This window comes from Psychrobacter sp. AT9 (assembly GCF_047272965.1).
GTDB classification, from domain to species: domain Bacteria; phylum Pseudomonadota; class Gammaproteobacteria; order Pseudomonadales; family Moraxellaceae; genus Psychrobacter; species Psychrobacter glaciei.
The window spans coordinates 2583569-2605999 of sequence record NZ_JBKOTW010000001.1 but is presented as its reverse complement, the minus strand read 5'-3'; the positions used below and the strand labels follow the sequence as shown (position 1 = coordinate 2605999).

Sequence of the window (22431 nt, the reverse complement as noted above, 5' to 3'; positions counted from 1 at the left end):
AAATGTAATTTTACGATTGGTTTTATAAAACCAACAATAACTCTCTCAACCATGCATACAAATGCTAAAGAGACCTGACTGTCATTATGCTGGTGGCTGCAAGTTTTCAGGGTTTAGACCTTTAGAAGGAATCACTTCTTGCAAATGCTGACGTACCGTATCAATAGGAAATTTTTGTGCTTGTAGACGTTTAGGGACAATCTGACTGCCTTGTTGACCTTTCATCTCAAACATCATAAAGATATAGTCGTCTGTTTCATCCCAGCTTTTGATAGCAGTCCAAGGTATAACGGCTTGTTGAGTGTTGCTCGCGCGCATTTGCATGCCACGCATTTGTGAGTTTTTCATCATATCAGGTTGATTGACGGGCATTGCCATCACTAAGCCATGCTTTTGTACACCCAACTTCATCTGGCGCATTTCATCTGGCATCTCTTGATCCGCCACTTGTTTTTCAAACTCTCTTTTGACATACCATTTAAAACCTAAAGTGCGAACCAACAGATAGACCACTACTGAAACCAACATGACCCAAAAGATAATTGTGGAATAGCCGGTGACAAAGATTAACCCTGCAATGGCTAGTACCACCACCACCGCCATGATGATCCACTCTTTGGTCTTTAAACTTGATAGACCAAATGAAGGGCTGGCACTGGCAAACAGTTCATACTGTGCTTGGTGAAATTCAGCCTCAGTCAGGTTTAAGGCGACAGGTTGGAGCGTGTAAGGATACAGAGCCATAAAGGTTTCTCAAATACTTGTGTTAAAAGTGTTGGATTTAAATCGCCAAAGTGGAGCAGCTATGCGGTACTTGGCTGAAAATGTAAGAAAGGTATGCGCTTATCTTACCGAAAAGTATTCCTAAATGAAACATATAAGCAGGTCTGTTCGCTGATAGACGCGATATTAATGGCATTAATAGAGAGGGGCGAGGCTTATTGGGGTGAGCTGAACGTTAGGCCATGTATTTAAGACAAATGTGATTTTCTATAGATAATAAAAGTAATAGATGAGAACTTAGTCAAAAGTAGCCAAAACATGGTCAAATCTGCTGCGTCTTGGTATTATAGCGTCTACAAGACAGATTGATGCAAAACATAGCGGCGCAGGCATTAAGCGATTATTATATTAATAATATTTTTAACCCTTTTACTCACCTTTAGTGTTACAGGCAACTATTATGATTGATGCAAAACTCTTACGCGGCGATTTAAACGATTTACAACAGCAGCTGGCCACTCGTGGTTATGCACTTGACATGGATTTTTGGCAAACGGTCGAGTCAGAACGTAAATCTTTGCAGATCAAAACTGAAGAGTTGCAGTCGCGCCGTAATGCTGGTGCTAAGCAAGTAGGCGCGCTAAAAAAATCAGGCGAAGATGCCAGTGAGCTATTGGCTGAGATGCAAAGTGTCAGCGGTGAGATTAAAGCTGCTGAAGATGAACTGCGCACTTTGCAGGAACGCATCACCAAAGCTGGCATGCAAATCCCTAATATTCCAGCAGCCGATGTGCCAGTGGGTACGTCAGAAGAGGACAACGTAGAAGTTCGCAAGTGGGGCACGCCGCGTACGTTTGATTTTGAGATTCAAGATCACACTTATATTGGCGAGACACTTGGTATGCTGGACTTTGAAGCGGCGACTAAGCTGACTGGCAGTCGCTTTAATGTGCTAAAAGGACAGTTGGCGCAGATGCATCGCGCACTGATTCAATTTATGCTGAATACGCATACCATGAAGTACGGCTATCTTGAGACCTATGTGCCTTATATTGTGAATTCAGACAGCCTCAAAGGTACGGGGCAATTGCCAAAGTTTGAAGATGATTTATTTAAATTGAAAAATCACACAAACAATGAAGACATGGACTTCTATCTCATTCCAACCGCTGAAGTGCCCATGACCAACTTGGTACGTGGCGAGCGTTTGGACATTAGCGAGCTGCCACTTAAATTTACCGCGCATACGCCTTGTTTCCGCAGTGAAGCGGGCTCTCATGGTCGTGATACCCGTGGTCTGATCCGTCAGCATCAGTTTGAAAAAGTTGAGATGGTCAATATTGCCACGGCTGAGCAGTCTGATGACTTGCTAGAAGCGATGACAGGACAGGCTGAATACATCTTGCAGCAGTTGAACCTGCCGTACCGCACTGTGCAGCTATGTACGAGTGATATGGGTTTTGCAGCACAAAAGACTTATGACATCGAAGTATGGTTACCGAGCCAAGATACGTACCGTGAAATCTCTAGCTGCTCTAACTGTGGTGACTTCCAAGCGCGCCGCATGGGCACACGTGTCAAAGACGGCAAGCAAACCAGCTTGGCTCATACTTTGAACGGTTCAGGTTTGGCCGTTGGTCGTACGCTATTGGCAGTTATGGAAAATCATCAAAACGCAGATGGCAGTATCACCATTCCAGAAGTATTGCGTCCGTTTATGGGCGGTGCTGAGACGATTTCAGTTTAATAGCTACCTTGCTTATACCAGCTGTGAGTTACTAAGATGACTCGCAGTTTTTTAATATAGGGTAGTTTGATAAAACTGATATAAATTACTGTGAAATACTCATCGCTAAGCCATGCCATTTTTTGGCGTGACTTGCATCAAATATGTTAATATTGCACTTTGATTTTATAGCCAACACGGTAAGGGCGCATTTTGCGTCCTTATTTTATTACCCTTTGAGTAAACTCTCCTCTTATCAGCCATACCCCTCATTTGAATATTAGGACACTCTATGCCAGCTCCAATTAGCGAACGTAAATTAGCCAATGCCATTCGTGTACTGTCGTTTGACGCGGTACAAAAAGCCAACTCTGGTCATCCAGGTGCTCCGATGGGCATGGCTGATATTGCTGAAGTTCTGTGGCGCAAGTTTTTGAAGCACAACCCAACCGATCCACAGTGGCACAACCGTGACCGCTTTGTCTTATCGAACGGTCATGGCTCAATGCTTATTTACTCATTGCTGCATTTATCTGGTTATGATTTGAGCATCGATGACCTGAAAGGTTTCCGCCAGTTGCATTCAAAAACCCCAGGTCATCCTGAGCTTGGCTATACACCAGGTGTCGAGACAACTACTGGTCCACTAGGTCAAGGTATTGCTAATGCCGTTGGTTTTGCTATCGCTGAAAAAACCCTAGCCGCACAGTTCAATCGTGAAGGCCATAACATCGTTGACCATAACACCTACGCGTTTTTAGGTGATGGTTGCTTGATGGAAGGTATCAGTCATGAAGTTTGCTCATTGGCTGGCACGTTAGGTCTTGGCAAGCTAGTCTTCTTCTATGATGACAACGGTATCTCTATCGATGGTAATGTCGAAGGCTGGTTCACTGATGATACGCAAGCGCGTTTTGAATCTTACGGCTGGCAAGTTATCAAAGTAGATGGTCATGATACTGATGCAATCACTCAGGCAACTGAACAAGCGCTTAAAGAAACTACTAAACCAAGTCTTCTGATTTGCAAAACTACGATTGGCGCGGGCAGCCCGAATAAACAAGGTCTAGCAGCCAGTCATGGTGCTCCGTTAGGTGATGACGAAATTGCCTTGACTCGTGATGCATTGTCTTGGAAGCATGCCCCGTTTGAATTAGATGATGAAATCTATGAAGCGTGGGATGCTAAAGCCAAAGGTGACGTACAACAAAAGAACTGGGAAGCTGACTTCGAAGCTTATAAGAAAGCATATCCTGAACTGGCATCTGAATTGTTACGCCGTTTAAATGGTGATTTGCCTGCTGATTTTGATAGCCAAGCACAAGCCTATATTCAGCAAACTCAAGAAGCGGGCGGCGATGTTGCCAGTCGTAAAGCCAGTCAAAATGCGATCAATACCTTGCAGCCATTGTTACCAGAATTGCTAGGCGGCTCAGCGGATCTAGCTGGCTCGAACCTGACGCTATTTAAAGGCGCTAAGGGTATCGAAAAAGATGCTGATGGCAACTATATCTATTATGGTGTACGCGAGTTCGGTATGACCGCGATTGCCAATGGCATCGCATTGCATGGCGGCTTTATCCCTTACGTAGCAACCTTCCTGATGTTTATGGAATACGCACGTAACGCGGTACGCATGGGCGCATTGATGAAACAGCGCGTTATCCATGTCTATACGCATGACTCTATCGGTCTGGGTGAAGATGGCCCAACGCATCAGCCAGTTGAGCAATTGACTAGCCTACGTACCACGCCAAATCTACGCACATGGCGTCCGTGTGATGCGACTGAATCTGCAAGCGCTTGGGTAGAAGCAATCAAATCAGAAAACAACCCATCAGCATTGATCTTTAGCCGTCAGAGCTTGCCACATCAAGCACGTGATAGCGAGCAAGTAGCGAACATCACCAAAGGCGGTTATGTACTGGCGAAAGAGCAAGGCGAGCTACAAGCCATCATCATCGCTACTGGTTCAGAAGTTGGCCTAGCGATGGAAGCGTATGAAGCGTTGAGCGCAAATGGTGTTGGCGTCCGTGTAGTGTCTATGCCATGTGCTGAGATTTTCGTTGAGCAAGATACTAGCTATCGTGAAGCCGTATTGCCTGCCAATATCCGTGCCCGCGTAGCAGTCGAAGCGGCTCATGTAGATTACTGGTATAAGTTCGTTGGTCTAGATGGTAAAGTCATCGGTATGACCACTTATGGCGAGTCTGCTCCTGCAAACCAGTTATACAAAGAGTTTGGTATTACAACTGACGCTGTGGTTGAAGCGGTAAATAGTTTGGTGTAATAAACCTAATTTAGTTAGTATGTAAAAAAAGAGCTACTAGAGTAATCTAGTGGCTCTTTTTTATGTTTGGACTTTAGTTTTGGAGCAATTCTTTTGATTCACCTGCATCAGTATTGGCATCGACAGGGTAATTGCTGCAATCAGTATGGAGCTGTATTTCAAATTGAGGATTTGATGGTAAATGTAATTTACACTGAAGTTACCGTTTTGATAGTGTGCTATGAGCACTTGAATGAATAAAATGGAATACAATATATTATTGCTAAGTGGATCAAGGAAAATTATGCAAACATTTATTCAAATCATATCTGAAAGTACAGAGTCAAATATTGAAAACTTTAATCGAGTTGAAGAGTTAACTCGTGATGAACTTGAAAATTTAGGCTCAACTAGGCTAGTGCTAACACTTCAAAAGATGCAGTGGGAGAGGAGTATTTTCGCTATAGGAATGTTTTCACTATTTGAGGCAGTAGTTCAAAAGGAACTCAAGATTGAGAAAGGTTCAGCCTTTAAGGAGTTAAAACAAAAGCTTAAAAGTCATAATAAGATGGAACTACTTGAAAGTTTTGAAGAGTTCTATTGCGCAATTAATGTATTAAAGCATGGAAAAGGTATGTCCTATACAAAACTTTTAGAGAAACGAAATAGTCTACCGTTTGAAATCACACCAGCTAATTCAATATTTAGAAATGAAGGTGATGTATCAGAGATTGCAGCTCTGGTTTACGTGGATAACAATTTTTTAGAAAAATGTTTGGCAGTCATTTGTCAATGCTATGAGGAGCTATTCAGAATTTCATCGTAATTTTTATCTTATAGGTTCGCTGGGCGTACCCTGAAAACTAACATCTATTTCATAATAAAAATCAATATTAAAATCGTGGATTAGAGAGGAATTATTTACAGCTTAATCTAGATGTAATAATCATAACAAATGTTTATAATATCGCTATGCAAACGAAAGAGAAAATCAGCATATATAGAACGGTACGACAAATTAGCTAAATGCTATGATTTGTCGTGTTATTGCACTGGGATAAAATCATGTCACTCAATCTCACATCTTCTAAGACAACAACATGCTAAATTACACTGATTCTATTAACTCGCAAAAGCCATTCCTTAAGTCTAATCAACCGACTGTTGAAACAGTAAATGTGCTCTTAGCGTTAGATGATTTCTTTTCTGACATGTCAAAAAAGGTGGGTTCTAATGAGTTAGATGATTTGACCAAGCGTCATGACTTTATATATGAAAAAGAGCTTCGTGACTGCAATCTTGATTATTCAATAAATAGTCTCAAGCGAATTGATGAGTGGTTGCTAACGGTTAAAAAAAGACTACCTGACTTCACAGAGTATCGAATTTTTTCTTCAGAATACCCGCTGCACAATAGCTTGACTATTGAGATATTGAGCTATTATTTAGGTGAAATCATTGGACGAGCTCGTAGAGAAGCCCCAGTTTGGTACCCTGATGCAAGCGATCATTGTATAGGGGAACAGGCCGCACTGACTGAAAACATGTTTGTCGAGTTTGATAGTGATATCCAAGATTTGTGTGATTTTTTCGTTCCTAAGCAAGTGATTTACCAAGCATTGATAATAGCTAGTGACGATGGGGTATTACAAGACCAGACAATTTGGCAAAGTGTGTTGGAACTAGTTCCATCTACTATATTAAGCAATACAGATTTTAATCAGCCTTTGCCACCCGTACCCATTATGGAGTTGAAGTTTGATAGAAAGATTGAATTTGCTAATTTAGATCGAGCGGATTTAGCTTACTTACAGATGATGCCTCCAAAATGGATGAAAGATGACGTCTTGTATGAACAGATCAACCAATTGGCCAAGCTATATAAAACAGGCAAAGTAGTATGGGCTCATGTCGTCCAAGCAAATAAAATGCTATGGTCTTCTGATCAGGCATACTCTTGTCCTGCTGGAATAGTATACGATCCGACAGGGCGAACACCAGTTTCTTATCTAGCAGAAATTGCACATAAACTTTATACTTTTAAAAATACCATTCCTGATACAGATGATATAGAAATATTAAAGTATGCCGAGCACATAACTGACGAACATACTAGAATGCTTGGTTTTGACATCCCTAATAGCATTACGCCTTTACCACTAAAGTCTACCAGTCTGTTCGTTTGGCGATTACATTTACCCAATGGTATTTTGCAAAGCTCATTTCCTATTTTAATCAGTGATGAAACAGCTGAGGTTACTGTACTTCCTGCCAAGTTTTGGGAGCAAGCTTATTATGATGAATGGATTCAAGACAGTTATTTTGAAGAAGATATGTATTACGGCGTACGAAAACTTTATGAGAGTGACAATCCTTGGAAAAAGTATGAGAAGCACCTTCGGCCACAAGTGACTGAGCTTACTGATGATATTCCAAGCTTAGCTAGCGAAGTCTCCTTTAACAGCCATAAGCCTACTTCAACTGATATAGCCTTCGTTGCAACCTCAATTCAGCAGAATTTTGCAGAAGCAAGACAAGAAAGTACAAGCTTCATGAAAACTGTCATTGCCGTAATCTTATTCATAGCTGTCTTATATGGGTTTAAGTTCTTTATTTAATAGATATCAACCTAATGAATTGTTTTTTGAGAAAGCCACCATGTCCCTAAAATCCAGCTTTAAAGGTTTCTTAGGTGAAACCGTCATCAATGTCGCCATGTGGATCAAGCTTGAAAAAAACGTTTATCACCGACTAAACGGTATTACCTTGCCAAGAGCAAATGGCGGTAGTACCCAAATCGACCATATTATTGTCTCTGTATACGGCATCTTTGTCATCGAAACCAAAAACTATAAAGGCTGGATATATGGTAGCGAAAAGCAAAGACAGTGGACGCAAGCTTTCCCAAATGGCAGTAAATTCAAATTCCAAAACCCATTGCGCCAAAATTATCTGCACATCAAGACGCTTGCAGATTTATTAGGGTTGGAGCTGAGCTATTTTCATTCGATGATTGCCTTCATTGGTGAGTGCGAGTTAAAAACCCGTGATGAGTTACCCGAACACGTCTTAACAGGTGGTATGGTGTCTTATGTTAAGAAAAAGCAGGATGAAATACTGACTGAAGACGAGGTTAAGTCCATCGTTGAGCAGATTAACAGCAATAAATTTAGCAAGTCTTGGCGAACCAATAGAGAGCATAAGGCCTATCTGAAAGATAAGCATAGCCAGTCAAATAAGCAGCCTAGCGATAACGCTAATGACAAGCCAGTTGCTAAAATGGCTAATAAGCCAATACTTGAGCCGATAGTAAAAGAAACCGCTAAACGAGCCACGCTAAAAAGTAGAGAAGTACTGCGATGGTCTGGTCAGACTGAGATTGAATCTAGCGATTTACCAATTGATAGCTTGAGTACTCAGCAGACAATTACACCGCATAATATTACCGATAAAGTGTTTCTTACGCCATTCGAAATTGTAGAGCCTGAACTAGTAGCGAGTTCCTCTGAGACAGATGTGGTGATAGACCATACAGCTGATTTGATTCAAACACCAACCTGTCCGAGATGTAACGGTGAGATGATCAAGCGTGTTGCCAAAAAAGGCGCACGCCAAGGACAGTCCTTTTATGGGTGCGCGCAGTTTCCTAAGTGTCGCGGCGTAGTAAATATTGACTAATCTTTAGTTACTTTAACCATATATTTCTTCTAAACGTAAACATGCAACCAGTCGACCGTCCCACTCTCGCAGCTGTGGCTCTACTTCGCTGCATTGCTGCTTGGCATATGGGCAGCGTTTGTGTAGGGCGCAGCCACTTGGTGGATTGAGTGGGCTTGGTAACTCTCCTTGTAGGGTCAAATCATTCTTATGACCATTTACCGTTGGCGCGGCAGCCAATAGGGCTATGGTATATGGATGTTTTGGCGCGTTATAAATCGCTTCTTTCGGCCCGTGCTCAACAGCTTGACCTAAATACATCACCATCACATCATCTGCCACATGGCGCACGACAGATAAGTTGTGCGAGATAAAAACGTAAGCGGTACGATACTCATCCTGCAAATCCATAAATAGATTTAAGACTTGTGCCTGAATCGATACATCGAGCGCGGAAGTTGGCTCATCAGCGACGACAATCTTAGGGTTGAGCATCATCGCGCGGGCGAGGGCAATCCGTTGGCGCTGACCACCAGAAAACATATGCGGATAACGGCCAGCATGTTCAGGACGTAGACCAACATTTCTCATCATCTCGTTGATTTTGTCACGCTTCTCTTCTTTAGAGAGTTTGGTATGGATATCCAATGGTTCAGTCAATTGATAGCCAATAGTATGGCGCGGATTTAAGCTACCATAAGGGTTTTGGAAGACCATTTGAATTTCGGTACGCAGCTCTTTGAGCGCCTTTCTACTATAGTCAGTGGTGCCTTCATCATTGATAAATAGCTGACCATGAGTGGGCTCTTCGATCAGCGTTAGCTGGCGGGCAAGCGTGGATTTACCGCAGCCTGATTCACCAACGACGGCCAGTGTCTTGCCAGCTTCAAGCTCGAATGAGATACCATTGAGGGCTTTAACATACGCTTTTGCCTTACCTAAGCCTTGAGATACGGGGTAATGCTTGTGTAGATTGTCTGCTTTTAGGACCACTTTATTATTCATACTTGTGACTCCAATGTAGCAGCGTGAGAAGTAGGGTTGCGAGAAGAAGGATCAGCATGAATACAACGCACCTTGCCAGTAGGCGTGTCTAATATGGGCGGTGGTACTTCGCAAGCGGACTCTTTGTACGGGCAGCGAGGGGACAGTAAGCAACCACTTGGGCGATCATATTGACTGGGTACGACTCCGGGTAAGCTATTCAGTCGGTCTTGACCGATAGCCAGTTCAGGGATGGCTTGTAGCAACGCCTCGGTATAAGGGTGCGCAGGATTTTGAAAAATCTCTGGCACGGTACTGGTTTCAACCACTTGCCCAGCATACATGACTGCAACATCACGCGAGTTTTGTGCGACCAAACCCAAGTCGTGGGTAATAAGTACCATCGCCATTTGTTTTTCGCGTTGTAATCGGCTCAGCAAGTCCATGATTTGCGCTTGTACGGTGACATCGAGCGCAGTAGTAGGTTCATCTGCGATGAGTAGTTTTGGCTCACAAGCAATCGCCATCGCAATCATAACCCGTTGGCTCATACCACCTGACAACTGATGCGGATATACCTTGAGACGATTCTTTGCATCGGGCATTTCCACTAACTCTAGCAATTCTAAGATGCGTGTTTGTACAGCTGACCCTCGCAAACCAAGATGCTTGCGTAGTACTTCGCCCAGCTGCATCTCAACCGTAAAGCTTGGGTTTAGGCAAGACATCGCATTTTGAAAAATCATAGAGATGTCTTTGCCAATGATGCCGCGCTTCTCTTTGGCTGGCATACTAAGCATGTCTTTATTATCGAACATCACTCGCTGAGCGCGAACGGTTGCAGAGGGTGGCAACAGTCCCATTAGCGCCATCATAGTGACGGACTTGCCTGAGCCAGATTCACCCACCACGGCGATGACTTCGCCTTGTGTGATTTTCAATGACACATCATCGACGGCACGAAAAGCACGTACCCCTTGTCCAAAAGTGACGGACAGGTTCTCGATGTCTAATAGCAATGGTGATTCTTTTGCTGACACGCCATTCATAGAGGTATGGCTGGTTGGCGTTTTAATTAATGGATCAATCATCTTAGGTCACCTGCTTTAATTTGGGATCTAGCGCATCGCGTAAGCCATCACCAGTCAAGTTAATCGACAGGGCAGCCAAGAAAATAGCGACACCCGGCCAAATAGCGAGCCAAACATTACTTTGAATATACTGACGTGCCGTACCTAGCATCGCGCCCCATTCGGCATCAGGTGGTTGTACACCAAAGCCTAAGAAACCGATCGCGCCTGCTTCTAAAATAGCAGAAGAGAAAATCATCGTCGCTTGTACGATGAGCGGCGCCATACAGTTGGGTAGAATGGTCACAAACAATAACCTGAGCACACCAGCACCCATCACTTGCGAGGCAACAAAGTACTCACGTTGTAGCTCTACCATCGCAGTGGCACGTGTCAGCCGAATAAAGGGTGGTGTACAGACCAGTGCGATGGTAATAATCGTATTGGTCATAGAAGGCCCTAAAATAGCGGCAATGATGATCGCCAATAGTAAGCTCGGATAAGACATTAAGATATCATTGACCAGCATGACGGCTTTGCCCCAAACTTTGGGCCAAAACGCAGCACTCAGTCCTAATGAGACACCCACCAACATGGCAAGAGTCGTCGCACTTAGACCGATAAACAACGAGTAACGCGCGCCATACATCACCCGAGATAGGGTATCTCGGCCAGCATCATCAGTACCTAGCCAAAACATTGTATTGCCGCCATCCAGAAAGGCAGGTGGCAATTGCTCTTGACCAGTAAATAATTCATAAGGGTCATGAGGGGCAATAGCAGGCGCGAGTATGGCAATGAGAACCATCAATGCCAGTACAATAAACCCAAGTACCGCGCCTTTATTACGGCAGAACGTCGATAAAAATAGCTGCCAAGACGAGGGTGGTGTCATGGCTGTAAGGTCAACATCAGAGGGGAGAACAGAAGGCTTCATGAGCATTTCCTACAGTGACCAGTGCTTTGCTAATATTTAAAGTTTTAGTGTTTTAGCCTTAATAAGTATTAAGCATTTGCTAAAAAATCACTCAAAACCATACAAACAACAATAGCCACTATTTATAATATGAGTATTTATCAATGTGAAATTAAGAAGTATGTCGAATACGCGGATTGATCAGACCATACAAAATATCAATAAATAAACTGACTAAAATCAAGGCGGTGGCGACCAATAAAATACCGTTTTGCACAATAGGATAATCACGGGTAAAGAACCCATCAAGTAGCCAATTACCAACACCTGGCCAACTAAAGATAGTCTCGGTAATAATAGCGCCAGCCAATAACGTTGCCATCTGTAAACCAACGACAGTGACTACGGTAATCAAGGCATTGCGCATCACGTGTATCAGTATCACTCGCCGTGGTGATAAGCCTTTGGCTCGTGCCGTACGCACATAATCTTCATCCAATACCTCTAGCATCGCAGAGCGTGTCATCCGCGCGATCATCGCTAAGGGAATGGTCGATAAAGCAATGGAAGGTAAGATAAAGTGCTTGACCACATTCCAAAATGCGCCAGGTTCTCCCGAGCTTAGCGAGCCGAGCAGCCATGATCCATACAATGGCTGGACATCTAAAAACTGCGCCACAGATATCACCCCAGCAACGGGCAGTAGACCTAAGTAGTGGGCAAATATACCTGTCAGGATAGGGCCTAATAAATAGATGGGCATAGAGTACCCTGCCAGCGCCCCTGACATTAATGTGTAATCAATCCAAGTACCACGGCGTAGGGCGGCAAAGATACCTAAGCTCACACCGATGACGCTAGCAATGACGATGGCGCACAATGCTAGCTCTAAAGTGGGTACAAAATGGGCAAAGAAATCTTGTAATACGGGGGTTCGAGTACGGAAGGACTCACCAAAATCACCTGTTAAGATACCGGTCAAGTAATCCCAATATTGGACGATGAGAGGTTTGTCTAATCCTAGCCTTTCTAGGGCGCGAGCATGTAGCTCTGGATCAACCATACGCTCACCCATCATAATCTCGACGGCATCTCCAGGTACGAGACGAATCAGAGTAAAGGTTGATAGCGTTAAGCCAAGATAGACAGGAATGAGAATGGCAATACGACGCAGAATATAAAGTAGCATGGGCTGCTCAATAGTTGTGGTTCAATGATTAGAGTATTGGTAGTGATGAGAGTGTCGGTGACAGAACGCTTAACGAAGCGCTTAACTCATATGAGTTCGGCTGGAGCAGAGTATCTGACCCAGCCGAATATAAATGAATCAATCGTATATGTCGTACCGAAATTAATCAGTTAAGATTATTCGACTTTCACACCATCGAAACGTATTGAGCCAAGCGGGCTAATCTTATAATCAACTACGTTTGGTGCGGTGAATACCGTCACGACTGAATGTGCCATCGTCGTCCAAGGTAGCTGCTCTTTGAATATCTGCTGCGCTTGCTCATACTCATTGATGCGTTCGTCTTGATTGTTGATCTGACGGGCATTGGTCACTAAATTATCAAAGTCTTTATTACACCAGCGCGAATAGTTGTTTCCGCCGACAGCGTCACAAGACAATAATGAACCAAGCCAATTGTCAGGATCACCATTGTCACCCGTCCAACCCGCTAGAATAACATCGGGCTCACCTTTAGCAGCGCGCTTTAGATACTCACCCCATTCATAAGTCACAAGATTGGTATCAACACCAATCTTAGCCCAATCTGCTTGGAGCATTTCAGCCATTAGCTTGGCATTAGGGTTGTAAGGTCGTTGAACTGGCATATACCATAGATTGATAGCCAGATTGTCTGCCCCCGCTTCTTTGATAAGGGCTTTTGCTTTTTCAACGTCATAAGGCGCATCTTTGAGGGATTTGTCGTAGCCCCACTGCGTTGGCGGCATAGGATTGGTCGCTTTGAGACCTTCGCTCTGATAGACCGCATTGATAATAGCGTCTTTATTAATTGCCATATCTAATGCTTGACGGACTTTCAGATCACTCAGCTTAGGTTTTTCCACGTTGTAGCCGACGTAGCCGACGTTGAAGCCAGGCTGATCAAGGACCGTGGCTTTGCCTGATTTTTTGACAGATTCAATTTCGGCAGGTTTTGGGTAAGCAGATACATGACACTCGCCCGCTTGCACTTTTTGGGCACGAACCGCTGAATCTTTGGTGATAACGAAGACCAGATTGTCGATATGGATGTCGTCTTTGTTCCAATAATCTGGATTCTTGGTATAACGAATTTGCGCATCTTTTTGATAGGAAGTAAAGACGAAAGGTCCAGTACCAACTGGTTTGGTATTAATATCAGCCGCATTGCCATCAGCCATTAGTTTGTTGGCGTATTCAGCAGAGTTGATATAAGCAAAGGGCATCGCTAGGTTCTGCAAAAACGGTGCATTGGTCTCGCTGAGCGTAATTTTGACAGTATAATCATCAACCTTTTCGATATTGGAGATGATATCAGGCAGTCCCATGCCGACAGAATATGGGAATTCAGCAGGATAGGCCTTGTTAAAGTCAAAGTCTGGGTTGGTTATGCGTTCTAGGGTGAAGAGAATGTCATCTGCATTAAAATCTCGGGTAGCAGTAAAGTAATCAGTCTTACCAAATTTGACGCCTTTACGCAGATTGAAGGTGTACGTCTTACCATCTTCGCTGACATCCCAGCTTTCAGCCAGTCCTGGTTGAATTTCGGTACCCGCTCTTTTGAATTCTACCAAGCCGTTGTAGATGGGGAAGGCGCTCGCATCAAAATCAGTGCCTGACGTATACTGTGCCGGATCGAAACCAGCGGGGCTACCTTCTGAGCAATAGAGCAACGTTTTAGCTGCTTTGGCATCTGAGCTGGCAGCAGAGTCATCGGTGGTTTTGTTGTCTCCACTACAAGCACTAATACCCAAGGCAAGCGTCGTCAACATCGTAAGTTTGAAGAGTGAGTTCTGCATTATTACATCCTATGTAATGATAAATAGCCGCCAATATAGTTATAGTTTCGCTTTCGAAACGTAAATATAACTGACGAGCTTCTAATTCCCTTTAGAATAGTATTTATATGATATTTTCAGTATACAAAATAAAAAATGAATGAGGTTGTATTTACCTGAATTCAGATTGCAAAAAATACCAATATAAATAAGTCGTTTAAATATACTCTTTTAAACAGTAGTAACGCAAGCCATCTCTAAGATAGTTTTGATAGAAAATGTACCGTTTTAATATCTTTATTTCCGAATGTATTAGGGCTTGTCCTCATTTTAAAAACAAGGACAAGCCCTAGTACCCTAATAGCCACTGAATTTAGCGATCTAACGCAGCTTGTCGATTTTTTAGGTATTCTAAAGCTAGAAGATAGATTACGAGGGTCTGTATTTGAATATTCAACAGACTGCTAATATAGAATAGTCTAAATAAGTCCTAAAAATAGCGACGAAAAAACATGAGCCATATTTTTATACAATCGGCTTATTCTCATTTTTTTGAATATAAAGTTTTAGTAGATAAGATTTTTAAAAAAGAGCACCCATCATAAGGTGCTCATCCTTCTGTATTTTATGAATCTGTATCTTATGAAATAGCTTGCTCAACATTTTCATGTTTGGCTTTGATAAGATCGGCCATTTTCTCAGCAATCATAATCGTTGGCGCATTGGTGTTGGCACTAATCAGCGTTGGCATTACTGAGGCATCAATCACGCGTAATCCACGCACACCGCGTACCTTTAACTCTAAGTCAACCACTGAGCTCTCATCTGAGCCCATGCGGCAAGTGCCCACCGGATGGTAGATAGTGTCCGACTTGTTGCGAATATAGCCAAGCATGCCGTCTTTTTCGATATAAGGGGCAGGGTAGTCTTCGGTAATATATTTGGCCATTGACGATTCTTGCATAATGGCTCGCGTACGCTCAGCGCCTGCCACCATATACTCTACATCTTTGGGGTCAGAGAGATAGTTTGGATCAATCAATACCGCGTCTGAGGGATTGGCAGAGTCAAGCCTGACGGTACCGCGGCTTTCAGGGCGTAGATAACAGGTATGACAAGAAACGGCAAAACCACGTCTAAGATCACGTCCGTGTTCAATTACGCGAGAGATGACAAAATGCAGCTGAGTATTTGGCCATTCTTTTGGGTCGTCACCGACACTAAAGAACGCGCCTGCTTCTGCATAATTGGTAGATAACAGACCTGTGCCATCTTTTCGCCATTGACGAATGCTTTTGGTCAAGGTTGAAATAGTCGCCATACCAAGACCGATGACATCAGTCGTATTGACCTCGTAATCAAAAACGACGTCTAAATGATCTTGTAAGTTACCGCCAACGTCGGGTGCATCTACCACCACCTCGATGCCATGAGACTGCAAGTGTTCAGCAGGACCAATGCCCGATAGCATCAAGACTTTAGGGGAGCCAAAGGCACCGCCTGATAGTATGACCTCTTGGTGCGCCATCACACTATGCTCGACACCGTCTTTTTCGTACGCCACCCCGACGGCTTGATTGTCTTTAATAATGACACGGTTGGCTTGCGCATGAGTAATGACCGTTAAGTTCGGGCGATTTTGGACGGGATGCAGATAGGCGGCTGCGGCAGAGCAGCGTTGCCCTTGTTTTTCTCCGTGGAAATGGGTGACTTGATAGAGACCTGCACCGTCTTGTTTTTTGCCGTTAAAGTCATCATTTTTATCTAAACCATTGGCAATGGCAGCTTCTACAAAGGCTTTTGAGATATCGCGTGGACTTAGTAAATCACTGACATGGAGTGGTCCACTATCACCATGCAGCTCGTCGCTACCATGGATATTGTTTTCTGCTTTAATAAAGTAGGGCAGTACATCATCAAAACCCCAGCCTGTGCAACCTTGCTCGACCCAGCGTTCATAATCAAGCGCACTGCCACGGGTATAAATCATGGCATTGATAGCGGAGGAGCCACCCAAACATTGACCGCGCGGTTGAAAGCCGCGTCGGTTATTAAGGTGTTCTTGAGGGGTGGTATGAAAGCACCAATTGTTTAATTTTAGTGGCTTGCCCGGTACCATTAAAATCAGTCCAGCAGGGACACGAACTGCCAAGTCTTTGCCGTCACCACCGTACTCTAATAAGCAAACACTGATATCTGGGTTTTCTGTGAGACGGCTGGCGAGCACACAGCCTGCTGAACCGCCACCAACGATGACGTAATCAAAATTTTTGTCAAATTCCATTTCATATTCCTTATAGCATCCATGCTAATTAAAACGCGCACATTAAAGTAGGGTACGCTTTACAATATCTATTATTTTGCTGAAATAATAAAATAAAAATGACTCTGCGGTATCTATTTGCGTAAGCACTATAGAACAGACTGTCTTAAGGATATTAAGCTCATCGTTTAGAGTTTATGCTGACTGATTTTGTACCGAACGCCCTTATACCGTACAGACTTCTGAGCGTACGATAAAGCGTTTACCTTCAGGTATTTCTAGCGAAAAGCTGGCACCGCGTCCATTGACGACATCAATGGTTAGATCGGTATGTTGCCATAGGTTATATTGTGCTTTGCCCATATAAAATGGACAACCAACCAGCTCACTGACGAGGACGTCTTGTCCGCCCACTTTAAATTCGCCCAATGGATAGCACATGGGCGAGCTGCCATCACAGCAGCCACCCGATTGATGGAACATCAGCTCGCCATGCTTAGACTTTAGTAATTCAATTAATGCTTTGCAGGATTCTGTCGCCGTGACTTTCATAACTAACTCCTTGTAACTTATGAATGGCTCATTCTTATCGACACTTTTCACTCTTATCGAGACTTCATTAAAGCAAAAATGCAACCTACCTTGCGACAGATTGCATTGATTTATTTAGAAAACAACCAAAGACTGATTTAAAAGAAACCCATCGCTTTAGGACTGTATGAAACCAGCATGTTTTTGGTCTGCTGATAATGATCGAGCATCATTAGATGGTTTTCACGACCAATACCAGACTGCTTATAACCGCCAAATGCTGAATGCGCAGGATAAAGGTGATAGCAATTCGTCCAAACGCGACCGGCTTTGATGCCACGACCGAAACGATATGCACGAGTGCCGTTACGTGTCCAGACACCAGCACCTAGGCCATATAAGGTATCATTGGCGAGCGCCATCGCTTCTTCATCGTCTTTAAAGGTAGTGACAGCAAGCACAGGACCAAAGATTTCTTCTTGGAACACGCGCATGTCATTGGTGCCTTCAAAGATGGTTGGCTGCACATAATAACCGTTTGCCATGTCGCCATCATGTTTGGCAAGTTCGCCACCGACTAAGACTTTGGCACCTTCTTTTTTACCGATATCAAGATAAGATAGGATTTTCTCTAACTGATCTGAGCTGGCTTGAGCACCAATCATGGTATCGGTATCAAGCGGGTTGCCCATTTTGATGGCTTTAACGCGGGCGATACAGCGTTTCATAAATTCATCATAGATGCTTTCGTGTACGAGCGCGCGTGATGGGCAAGTACAAACTTCGCCTTGGTTCAGCGCAAACATGACCAGACCTTCGACGGCTTTGTCTAAGAAGTCATCGTCTTCATCCATGATATCGGCAAAGAAGATGTTTGGACTTTTACCGCCCAGCTCTAGCGTTACGGGAATGATATTTTCACTGGCGTATTGCATGATTAAGCGACCAGTGGTGGTCTCACCCGTAAAGGACACTTTATCGATACGTGGGTTTGAAGCAATTGGTTTACCAGCTTCTACACCAAAGCCATTAATGACGTTCAGTACACCTTTAGGCAGAATGTCCGCTGCGCCTATTATGTCAAGCATAAATAAGACAGAAGCAGGAGTTTGCTCGGCAGGCTTTAGGACGACGCAGTTACCCGCTGCAAGTGCAGGCGCAATTTTCCAGATCGCCATTAGAATAGGGAAGTTCCAAGGGATGATTTGACCGACGACGCCAAGTGGCTCATGAAAATGATAAGCGACCGTATCTTCATCAATTTGGCTAATGCCGCCTTCTTGTGCGCGAATCACACCAGCGAAGTAACGCAAATGGTCGATGGCGATTGGAATATCTGCGGCGAGGGTTTCACGTACGGGTTTGCCATTCTCATAGCTCTCGGCAATAGCGATAGCCTCTAAATTGGCTTCGATACCATCGGCAAGTTTGAGCAACATATTAGAGCGTTCAGTAACGCTGGTTTTGCCCCACGCGTCTTTTGCTGCATGAGCGGCATCTAGGGCAGCTTCAACATCTGCTTCTTTAGAGCGTGCGATTTGACAGAAGGTTTTACCATCGATTGGACTTGAGTTGTCAAAATATTCGCCATCGATGGGGGCTACCCATTCACCATTGATAAAGTTGTCGTATTTTTCGCGGAACTGGACGGGACTGTTTTCAGTATTGGGATAAGCGTATAACATTAACCACTCCTTGTTGTGTATTATGGCTATTTAAAATAGGGTTACTTAAAGTATAGTCAGGTGAAGCGTATAGTCACATGAAGATAAATACTTGGTCTTCCTGAACAAGTTATCACCCTATCGTACTGAGCTTTGGTGCGGAACGATAATGACTTTTTATAATGATATATTTTGTATCACATAACTTTAAGTTATGTGATATGTGACGGTTAAAGTGGTTCGCAAAGCGAATGCAGCTGTTATAATTGTTGCCATCTATTTTGGCTTGCTATCTCGGCTTGCTAGGATTCTTTACTTAGACATGGCAACTTTCTTTTTCTATACTTTATTTTTTATGCTCTTCTTCTTATTACTATTCATTTAATTGGTTTGGATCTATGCGTCAATCTTCTGCTCTTGATATCCTAAAAACAGGTCAAAATGTCTTTTTGACTGGCTCAGCAGGTTCAGGTAAAACTTATACTCTCAACCAGTACATCGACTATCTTCGTGCGCGACGTGTGCCGGTTGCCGTCACCGCGAGTACGGGCATTGCCGCAACGCACATGAATGGTACGACGATTCATAGTTGGTCGGGTATTGGTATCAAAGATGAGTTGTCTGATCGCGACTTGAGCAATTTAGCGCGTAAGCAATTTTTAGCAGACCGCTTAAAAGATACTGCGGTATTGGTCATCGATGAGATATCGATGCTGCACGCCAAGCAGATCAATTTGGTCAGCCAAGTACTCAAACATGTACGCAAAAATGACAAAGCGTTTGGTGGTATTCAGGTAGTGGTGGCAGGCGACTTTTTTCAGTTACCACCGATTGGTAGTAAAGGTGAGAGCAATCGTGAAAAGTTTGCTTTTATGTCGGAAGCTTGGCTCGATGCTAAGTTCCACATCTGCTACTTGTCTGAGCAGCATCGGCAGGTCAGCGACGCGGCAAATGGCGGGCTTGATTTAGACGATATTCTTAACCAAATCCGTCGTCAGGAAGTGACTTTTGAGGCGATTGCTGCGTTAGAAGCCACCTATGATCAAAGCGTCGATATCAAGCGCACTCGTCTCTATACACATAATCTCAACGTCAATAAAATTAATGACAAAGAGCTGGCCGCGTTAGATGGAGAGATGATGCGCTTTGAGGCGACTGCGACAGGCGACAGTAAGCTGGTTGAGACCCTAAAGAAGACGGTACGTACCCAAGATGAGCTGATTCTCAAAGTGGGCGCAAAGGTGATGTTTATCAAAAACAATGCCGAGCTTGGCGTCTCTAACGGTACGATGGGCGAGCTGATTGGTTTTGCTGCTGTTAAAATCGATGAGAGCAAGGACAGCAGTGAGGCGTTAATCGAAGATAATAGTAGTGACGAGACTAATGAAGACAATGCCAATGAAGATGATGCTGTCGAAAATACCGCTAAAGGTAAAAAGAGTGCTGCCAAAAAAGATAAAGAAAAACCAAAGACCAAAAAACCAACCACGCAAAAAATGCCGGTGGTTAGGCTTAACTCAGGCCGTGAAGTCATCGCCGAGCCTGAAGAATGGATGATCGAAGATGAAACCGGTGATGTGCTGGCAAGCTATGAGCAAGTGCCGCTCTGTCTAGCATGGGCGATTACGATTCACAAATCGCAAGGCATGACCCTCGATGCGGCTGAAATTGACTTATCACGTACCTTTGAGCTTGGGCAGGGCTATGTGGCACTGTCACGACTCAAATCGCTGTCTGGCTTGCAACTGCTGGGTATGAATGACATGAGCTTGCAACTTGACCCGTTGGCACGCGGGGCAGACAAGCGGTTTTTGGTACTGTCTGACGAAGCCGATGCCAATTATGCGATGCTAGATGAAGAGAGCATGCAGCAGGCACATGAGAAGTTCACCTTGAAGTCAGGGGGTACATTGAGTAAGTCGGTGATTGATGCCTATGCCACTCTACAAAAAAAGCGCCGCGAACAACAGCATGCGAAGCTCGATAAAAAACAGAAGCTTGGCAATCAGGTCTCTGATAAGTCAGACAGCACCTTACTTGCGACCAGAGTGTTGTTAGAAGAGAGCTTGACCATTGCAGAAATCTCGCAAGCGCGCCAGCTGTCACAATCAACCATCATGCGTCATATTGGCGATCTAAAGGCACAAGACCCAAGCCTCGCCTGTGACCATCTGCGCCCAGAGGATGAAGTGATGACAGCCGTTGGAAATGCTTATGTCGCCATCAAGGTTGCCAATAATCCAAACGACTTTAATGATGATGGTAGTATCAAACTGCGTCCGATATTTGATCATCTTAAACAAAGTATTGACTACAACACCATTCGCTTAGCGCTGATTTTTATCACGCCATAACGTCTATTAAGCTTTGATAGGCAGCAGCCATCAAAGCAAAGTACGTTCAAGGTGACAGCGCGCCGATCCTACCGCCCTTTATAAAATAGCGATAACTTGTTATGCCTGATTTTTCTAGCGCCACTTATCAATTGACCTCTGACCCGATAGCAGCGAGCTATCGTACCACTGGTGAGCACGCGCAGCCACTGAGGGTTGCTATCAATGGGTTTGGACGTATAGGGCGCAATGTACTTCGCGCCTTGTTAGAGCGCTTTGAAGTGTTAGGCCGTGCCATTCATGTGGTGGCGATTAATGATTTAGCGCCAGCGGACATACTCCTTCATTTGTTAAAATTTGACAGCACGCACGGTCGCCTCAGCAGACTGGGCGTCAATGCTGAGCTTGTAGAGAGTGGAGCCGACGACACCAGCAAAACCCAGCTTTGCCTGACCAAGAACAATCTGACTTACTGCATCAATATGCTATCAGAGCCTGATCCACAAAACCTACCTTGGCAGGCGCTGGGTGTCGATGTGGTGCTAGAATGTACTGGACACTTTCGCTCTTATGAGCAAGCGACGCTACATATCGACGCTGGCGCGCAGCAAGTGATTATCGGTGCTGCACCATTCGATGATGTGGATGCCTGTATCGTTATGGGTGTGAATACGGAGGCGTTGACGCTTGAGCTACCGATTATATCGAGTGTCTCTTGTACCACGCAGGCTTTGGTTCCATTGATTGACACCCTTGATAAGGCGTTTGGCGTGACGTCTGCCATGATGACGGAGATTCATGCGGTCACCGCTGATCAGACCGTGCTAGATCAGGCGCACCGTGATCCAAGACGGGCGCGCGCGTCCGGCTACAACATTATTCCCACCACCTCTAGCAGTATCGCTGCGACAGAGCGTGTGCTACCAGCGATGGTGGGCAAGATAAATGGACATTCGATACGCGTGCCAACCATCGATGTGGCAGCGATTGATGTCACTTTTGTGTTTGATACACCAGATGTTAGTATTGAATCAATTCGTGAGGTACTCAAATCGGCCAGTCAGGCACATTTGCATGACATCATGGCTTATACCGAAGAACCACTGGTCTCCAGCGATTTTATCCATCAAACTGAATCGCTGATTATTGATGGGCAACAGCTGATGCAAGTGGGCGGGCAATACAAGGTTTTTGCATGGTATGACAACGAATGGGGCTATGCCAATAGACTGCTAGATATGTGTTTGCATCTGGCATCTCATAAAAAACCTATCGTTAATTCTATATAAAGGAGTGGCAGCGTTAACCTC

The 22431-nt window shown here is 44.2% G+C and carries 16 protein-coding genes; 7 read left to right on the top strand and 9 right to left on the bottom strand.

Annotation, left to right across the window (positions count from 1 at the left end; all coding sequences use genetic code 11):
* Nucleotides 1-84: 84 nt before the first annotated feature.
* On the bottom strand, nt 85-744 hold the full coding sequence (locus ACMFL8_RS10885) for a YcxB family protein (protein ID WP_240215358.1): 660 nt from the start codon (nt 742-744) through the stop codon (nt 85-87).
* A gap of 439 nt (nt 745-1183) precedes the next feature.
* On the opposite strand from ACMFL8_RS10885, the gene serS reads away from it, so the two are divergent.
* From serS to ACMFL8_RS10860, 5 genes are all read left to right on the top strand, one after another.
* A complete protein-coding gene (gene serS / locus ACMFL8_RS10880) occupies nt 1184-2470 on the top strand; it encodes a serine--tRNA ligase (protein WP_194619112.1) in 1287 nt (428 codons plus the stop codon).
* 271 nt (nt 2471-2741) lie between these two features.
* Complete coding sequence (gene tkt, locus ACMFL8_RS10875) at nt 2742-4739, top strand: transketolase (protein WP_413190985.1); 1998 nt, start codon at nt 2742-2744, stop codon at nt 4737-4739.
* Between the two features lie 283 nt (nt 4740-5022).
* Nucleotides 5023-5544: a hypothetical protein gene (locus ACMFL8_RS10870; RefSeq protein WP_413190984.1), complete on the top strand. Its 522-nt coding sequence runs from the start codon at nt 5023-5025 to the stop codon at nt 5542-5544.
* Between the two features lie 274 nt (nt 5545-5818).
* Nucleotides 5819-7336, top strand: coding sequence for a hypothetical protein (locus ACMFL8_RS10865; RefSeq protein WP_413190983.1), 1518 nt, complete (start codon nt 5819-5821; stop codon nt 7334-7336).
* A gap of 40 nt (nt 7337-7376) precedes the next feature.
* Nucleotides 7377-8396: an NERD domain-containing protein gene (locus ACMFL8_RS10860; protein WP_194619105.1), complete on the top strand. Its 1020-nt coding sequence runs from the start codon at nt 7377-7379 to the stop codon at nt 8394-8396.
* 12 nt (nt 8397-8408) lie between these two features.
* On the opposite strand, the gene ACMFL8_RS10855 is transcribed toward ACMFL8_RS10860, so the two are convergent.
* The 8 genes from ACMFL8_RS10855 to ACMFL8_RS10820 form a co-directional block, all read right to left on the bottom strand.
* The gene (locus tag ACMFL8_RS10855; RefSeq protein ID WP_413190982.1) at nt 8409-9380 is read right to left on the bottom strand and encodes a peptide ABC transporter ATP-binding protein; all 972 of its coding nucleotides are present in this window, start codon (nt 9378-9380) and stop codon (nt 8409-8411) included.
* Nucleotides 9377-10450, bottom strand: a complete 1074-nt coding sequence (locus ACMFL8_RS10850; protein WP_413190981.1) for an ABC transporter ATP-binding protein — start codon at nt 10448-10450, stop codon at nt 9377-9379. Before ACMFL8_RS10850 ends, ACMFL8_RS10855 begins: the two co-directional genes overlap by 4 nt.
* Before the next feature lies 1 nt (nt 10451).
* The gene (locus tag ACMFL8_RS10845) at nt 10452-11366 is read right to left on the bottom strand and encodes an ABC transporter permease (RefSeq protein ID WP_189580195.1); all 915 of its coding nucleotides are present in this window, start codon (nt 11364-11366) and stop codon (nt 10452-10454) included.
* Between the two features lie 151 nt (nt 11367-11517).
* Nucleotides 11518-12534 (bottom strand): ABC transporter permease, encoded by a 1017-nt coding sequence (locus ACMFL8_RS10840; RefSeq protein ID WP_189580197.1) that lies wholly within the window; start codon nt 12532-12534, stop codon nt 11518-11520.
* 176 nt (nt 12535-12710) lie between these two features.
* On the bottom strand, nt 12711-14351 hold the full coding sequence (locus tag ACMFL8_RS10835) for an ABC transporter substrate-binding protein (RefSeq protein WP_194619103.1): 1641 nt from the start codon (nt 14349-14351) through the stop codon (nt 12711-12713).
* A 619-nt stretch (nt 14352-14970) separates the two neighbouring features.
* Entirely contained in the window at nt 14971-16614 is a 1644-nt protein-coding gene (locus tag ACMFL8_RS10830) for a GMC family oxidoreductase (protein WP_413190980.1), read from the bottom strand.
* Nucleotides 16615-16818: 204 nt separating this feature from the next.
* Nucleotides 16819-17145: a DUF779 domain-containing protein gene (locus ACMFL8_RS10825; protein WP_010196433.1), complete on the bottom strand. Its 327-nt coding sequence runs from the start codon at nt 17143-17145 to the stop codon at nt 16819-16821.
* A 137-nt stretch (nt 17146-17282) separates the two neighbouring features.
* Nucleotides 17283-18809, bottom strand: a complete 1527-nt coding sequence (locus ACMFL8_RS10820) for an aldehyde dehydrogenase family protein (RefSeq protein ID WP_210540193.1) — start codon at nt 18807-18809, stop codon at nt 17283-17285.
* Nucleotides 18810-19186: 377 nt separating this feature from the next.
* Between ACMFL8_RS10820 and ACMFL8_RS10815 the strand changes: the two genes are divergently transcribed.
* Entirely contained in the window at nt 19187-21142 is a 1956-nt protein-coding gene (locus ACMFL8_RS10815) for an AAA family ATPase (protein WP_413190979.1), read from the top strand.
* A 101-nt stretch (nt 21143-21243) separates the two neighbouring features.
* The gene (locus ACMFL8_RS10810) at nt 21244-22410 is read left to right on the top strand and encodes a type I glyceraldehyde-3-phosphate dehydrogenase (protein WP_413190978.1); all 1167 of its coding nucleotides are present in this window, start codon (nt 21244-21246) and stop codon (nt 22408-22410) included.
* Nucleotides 22411-22431: the final 21 nt, after the last annotated feature.

What these genes read in the sequence shown, in the direction of transcription:
- ACMFL8_RS10840 (WP_189580197.1), bottom strand. Translation starts at nt 12,534, where the DNA reads ATGCTACTTTATATTCTGCGTCGTATTGCCATTCTCATTCCTGTCTAT.
- ACMFL8_RS10810 (WP_413190978.1), top strand. Translation starts at nt 21,244, where the DNA reads ATGCCTGATTTTTCTAGCGCCACTTATCAATTGACCTCTGACCCGATA.
- ACMFL8_RS10815 (WP_413190979.1), top strand. Translation starts at nt 19,187, where the DNA reads ATGCGTCAATCTTCTGCTCTTGATATCCTAAAAACAGGTCAAAATGTC.
- ACMFL8_RS10845 (WP_189580195.1), bottom strand. Translation starts at nt 11,366, where the DNA reads ATGAAGCCTTCTGTTCTCCCCTCTGATGTTGACCTTACAGCCATGACA.
- ACMFL8_RS10835 (WP_194619103.1), bottom strand. Translation starts at nt 14,351, where the DNA reads ATGCAGAACTCACTCTTCAAACTTACGATGTTGACGACGCTTGCCTTG.
- ACMFL8_RS10865 (WP_413190983.1), top strand. Translation starts at nt 5,819, where the DNA reads ATGCTAAATTACACTGATTCTATTAACTCGCAAAAGCCATTCCTTAAG.
- ACMFL8_RS10820 (WP_210540193.1), bottom strand. Translation starts at nt 18,809, where the DNA reads ATGTTATACGCTTATCCCAATACTGAAAACAGTCCCGTCCAGTTCCGC.
- ACMFL8_RS10825 (WP_010196433.1), bottom strand. Translation starts at nt 17,145, where the DNA reads ATGAAAGTCACGGCGACAGAATCCTGCAAAGCATTAATTGAATTACTA.
- ACMFL8_RS10850 (WP_413190981.1), bottom strand. Translation starts at nt 10,450, where the DNA reads ATGATTGATCCATTAATTAAAACGCCAACCAGCCATACCTCTATGAAT.
- ACMFL8_RS10870 (WP_413190984.1), top strand. Translation starts at nt 5,023, where the DNA reads ATGCAAACATTTATTCAAATCATATCTGAAAGTACAGAGTCAAATATT.
- tkt (WP_413190985.1), top strand. Translation starts at nt 2,742, where the DNA reads ATGCCAGCTCCAATTAGCGAACGTAAATTAGCCAATGCCATTCGTGTA.
- ACMFL8_RS10855 (WP_413190982.1), bottom strand. Translation starts at nt 9,380, where the DNA reads ATGAATAATAAAGTGGTCCTAAAAGCAGACAATCTACACAAGCATTAC.
- ACMFL8_RS10860 (WP_194619105.1), top strand. Translation starts at nt 7,377, where the DNA reads ATGTCCCTAAAATCCAGCTTTAAAGGTTTCTTAGGTGAAACCGTCATC.
- ACMFL8_RS10830 (WP_413190980.1), bottom strand. Translation starts at nt 16,614, where the DNA reads ATGGAATTTGACAAAAATTTTGATTACGTCATCGTTGGTGGCGGTTCA.
- serS (WP_194619112.1), top strand. Translation starts at nt 1,184, where the DNA reads ATGATTGATGCAAAACTCTTACGCGGCGATTTAAACGATTTACAACAG.
- ACMFL8_RS10885 (WP_240215358.1), bottom strand. Translation starts at nt 744, where the DNA reads ATGGCTCTGTATCCTTACACGCTCCAACCTGTCGCCTTAAACCTGACT.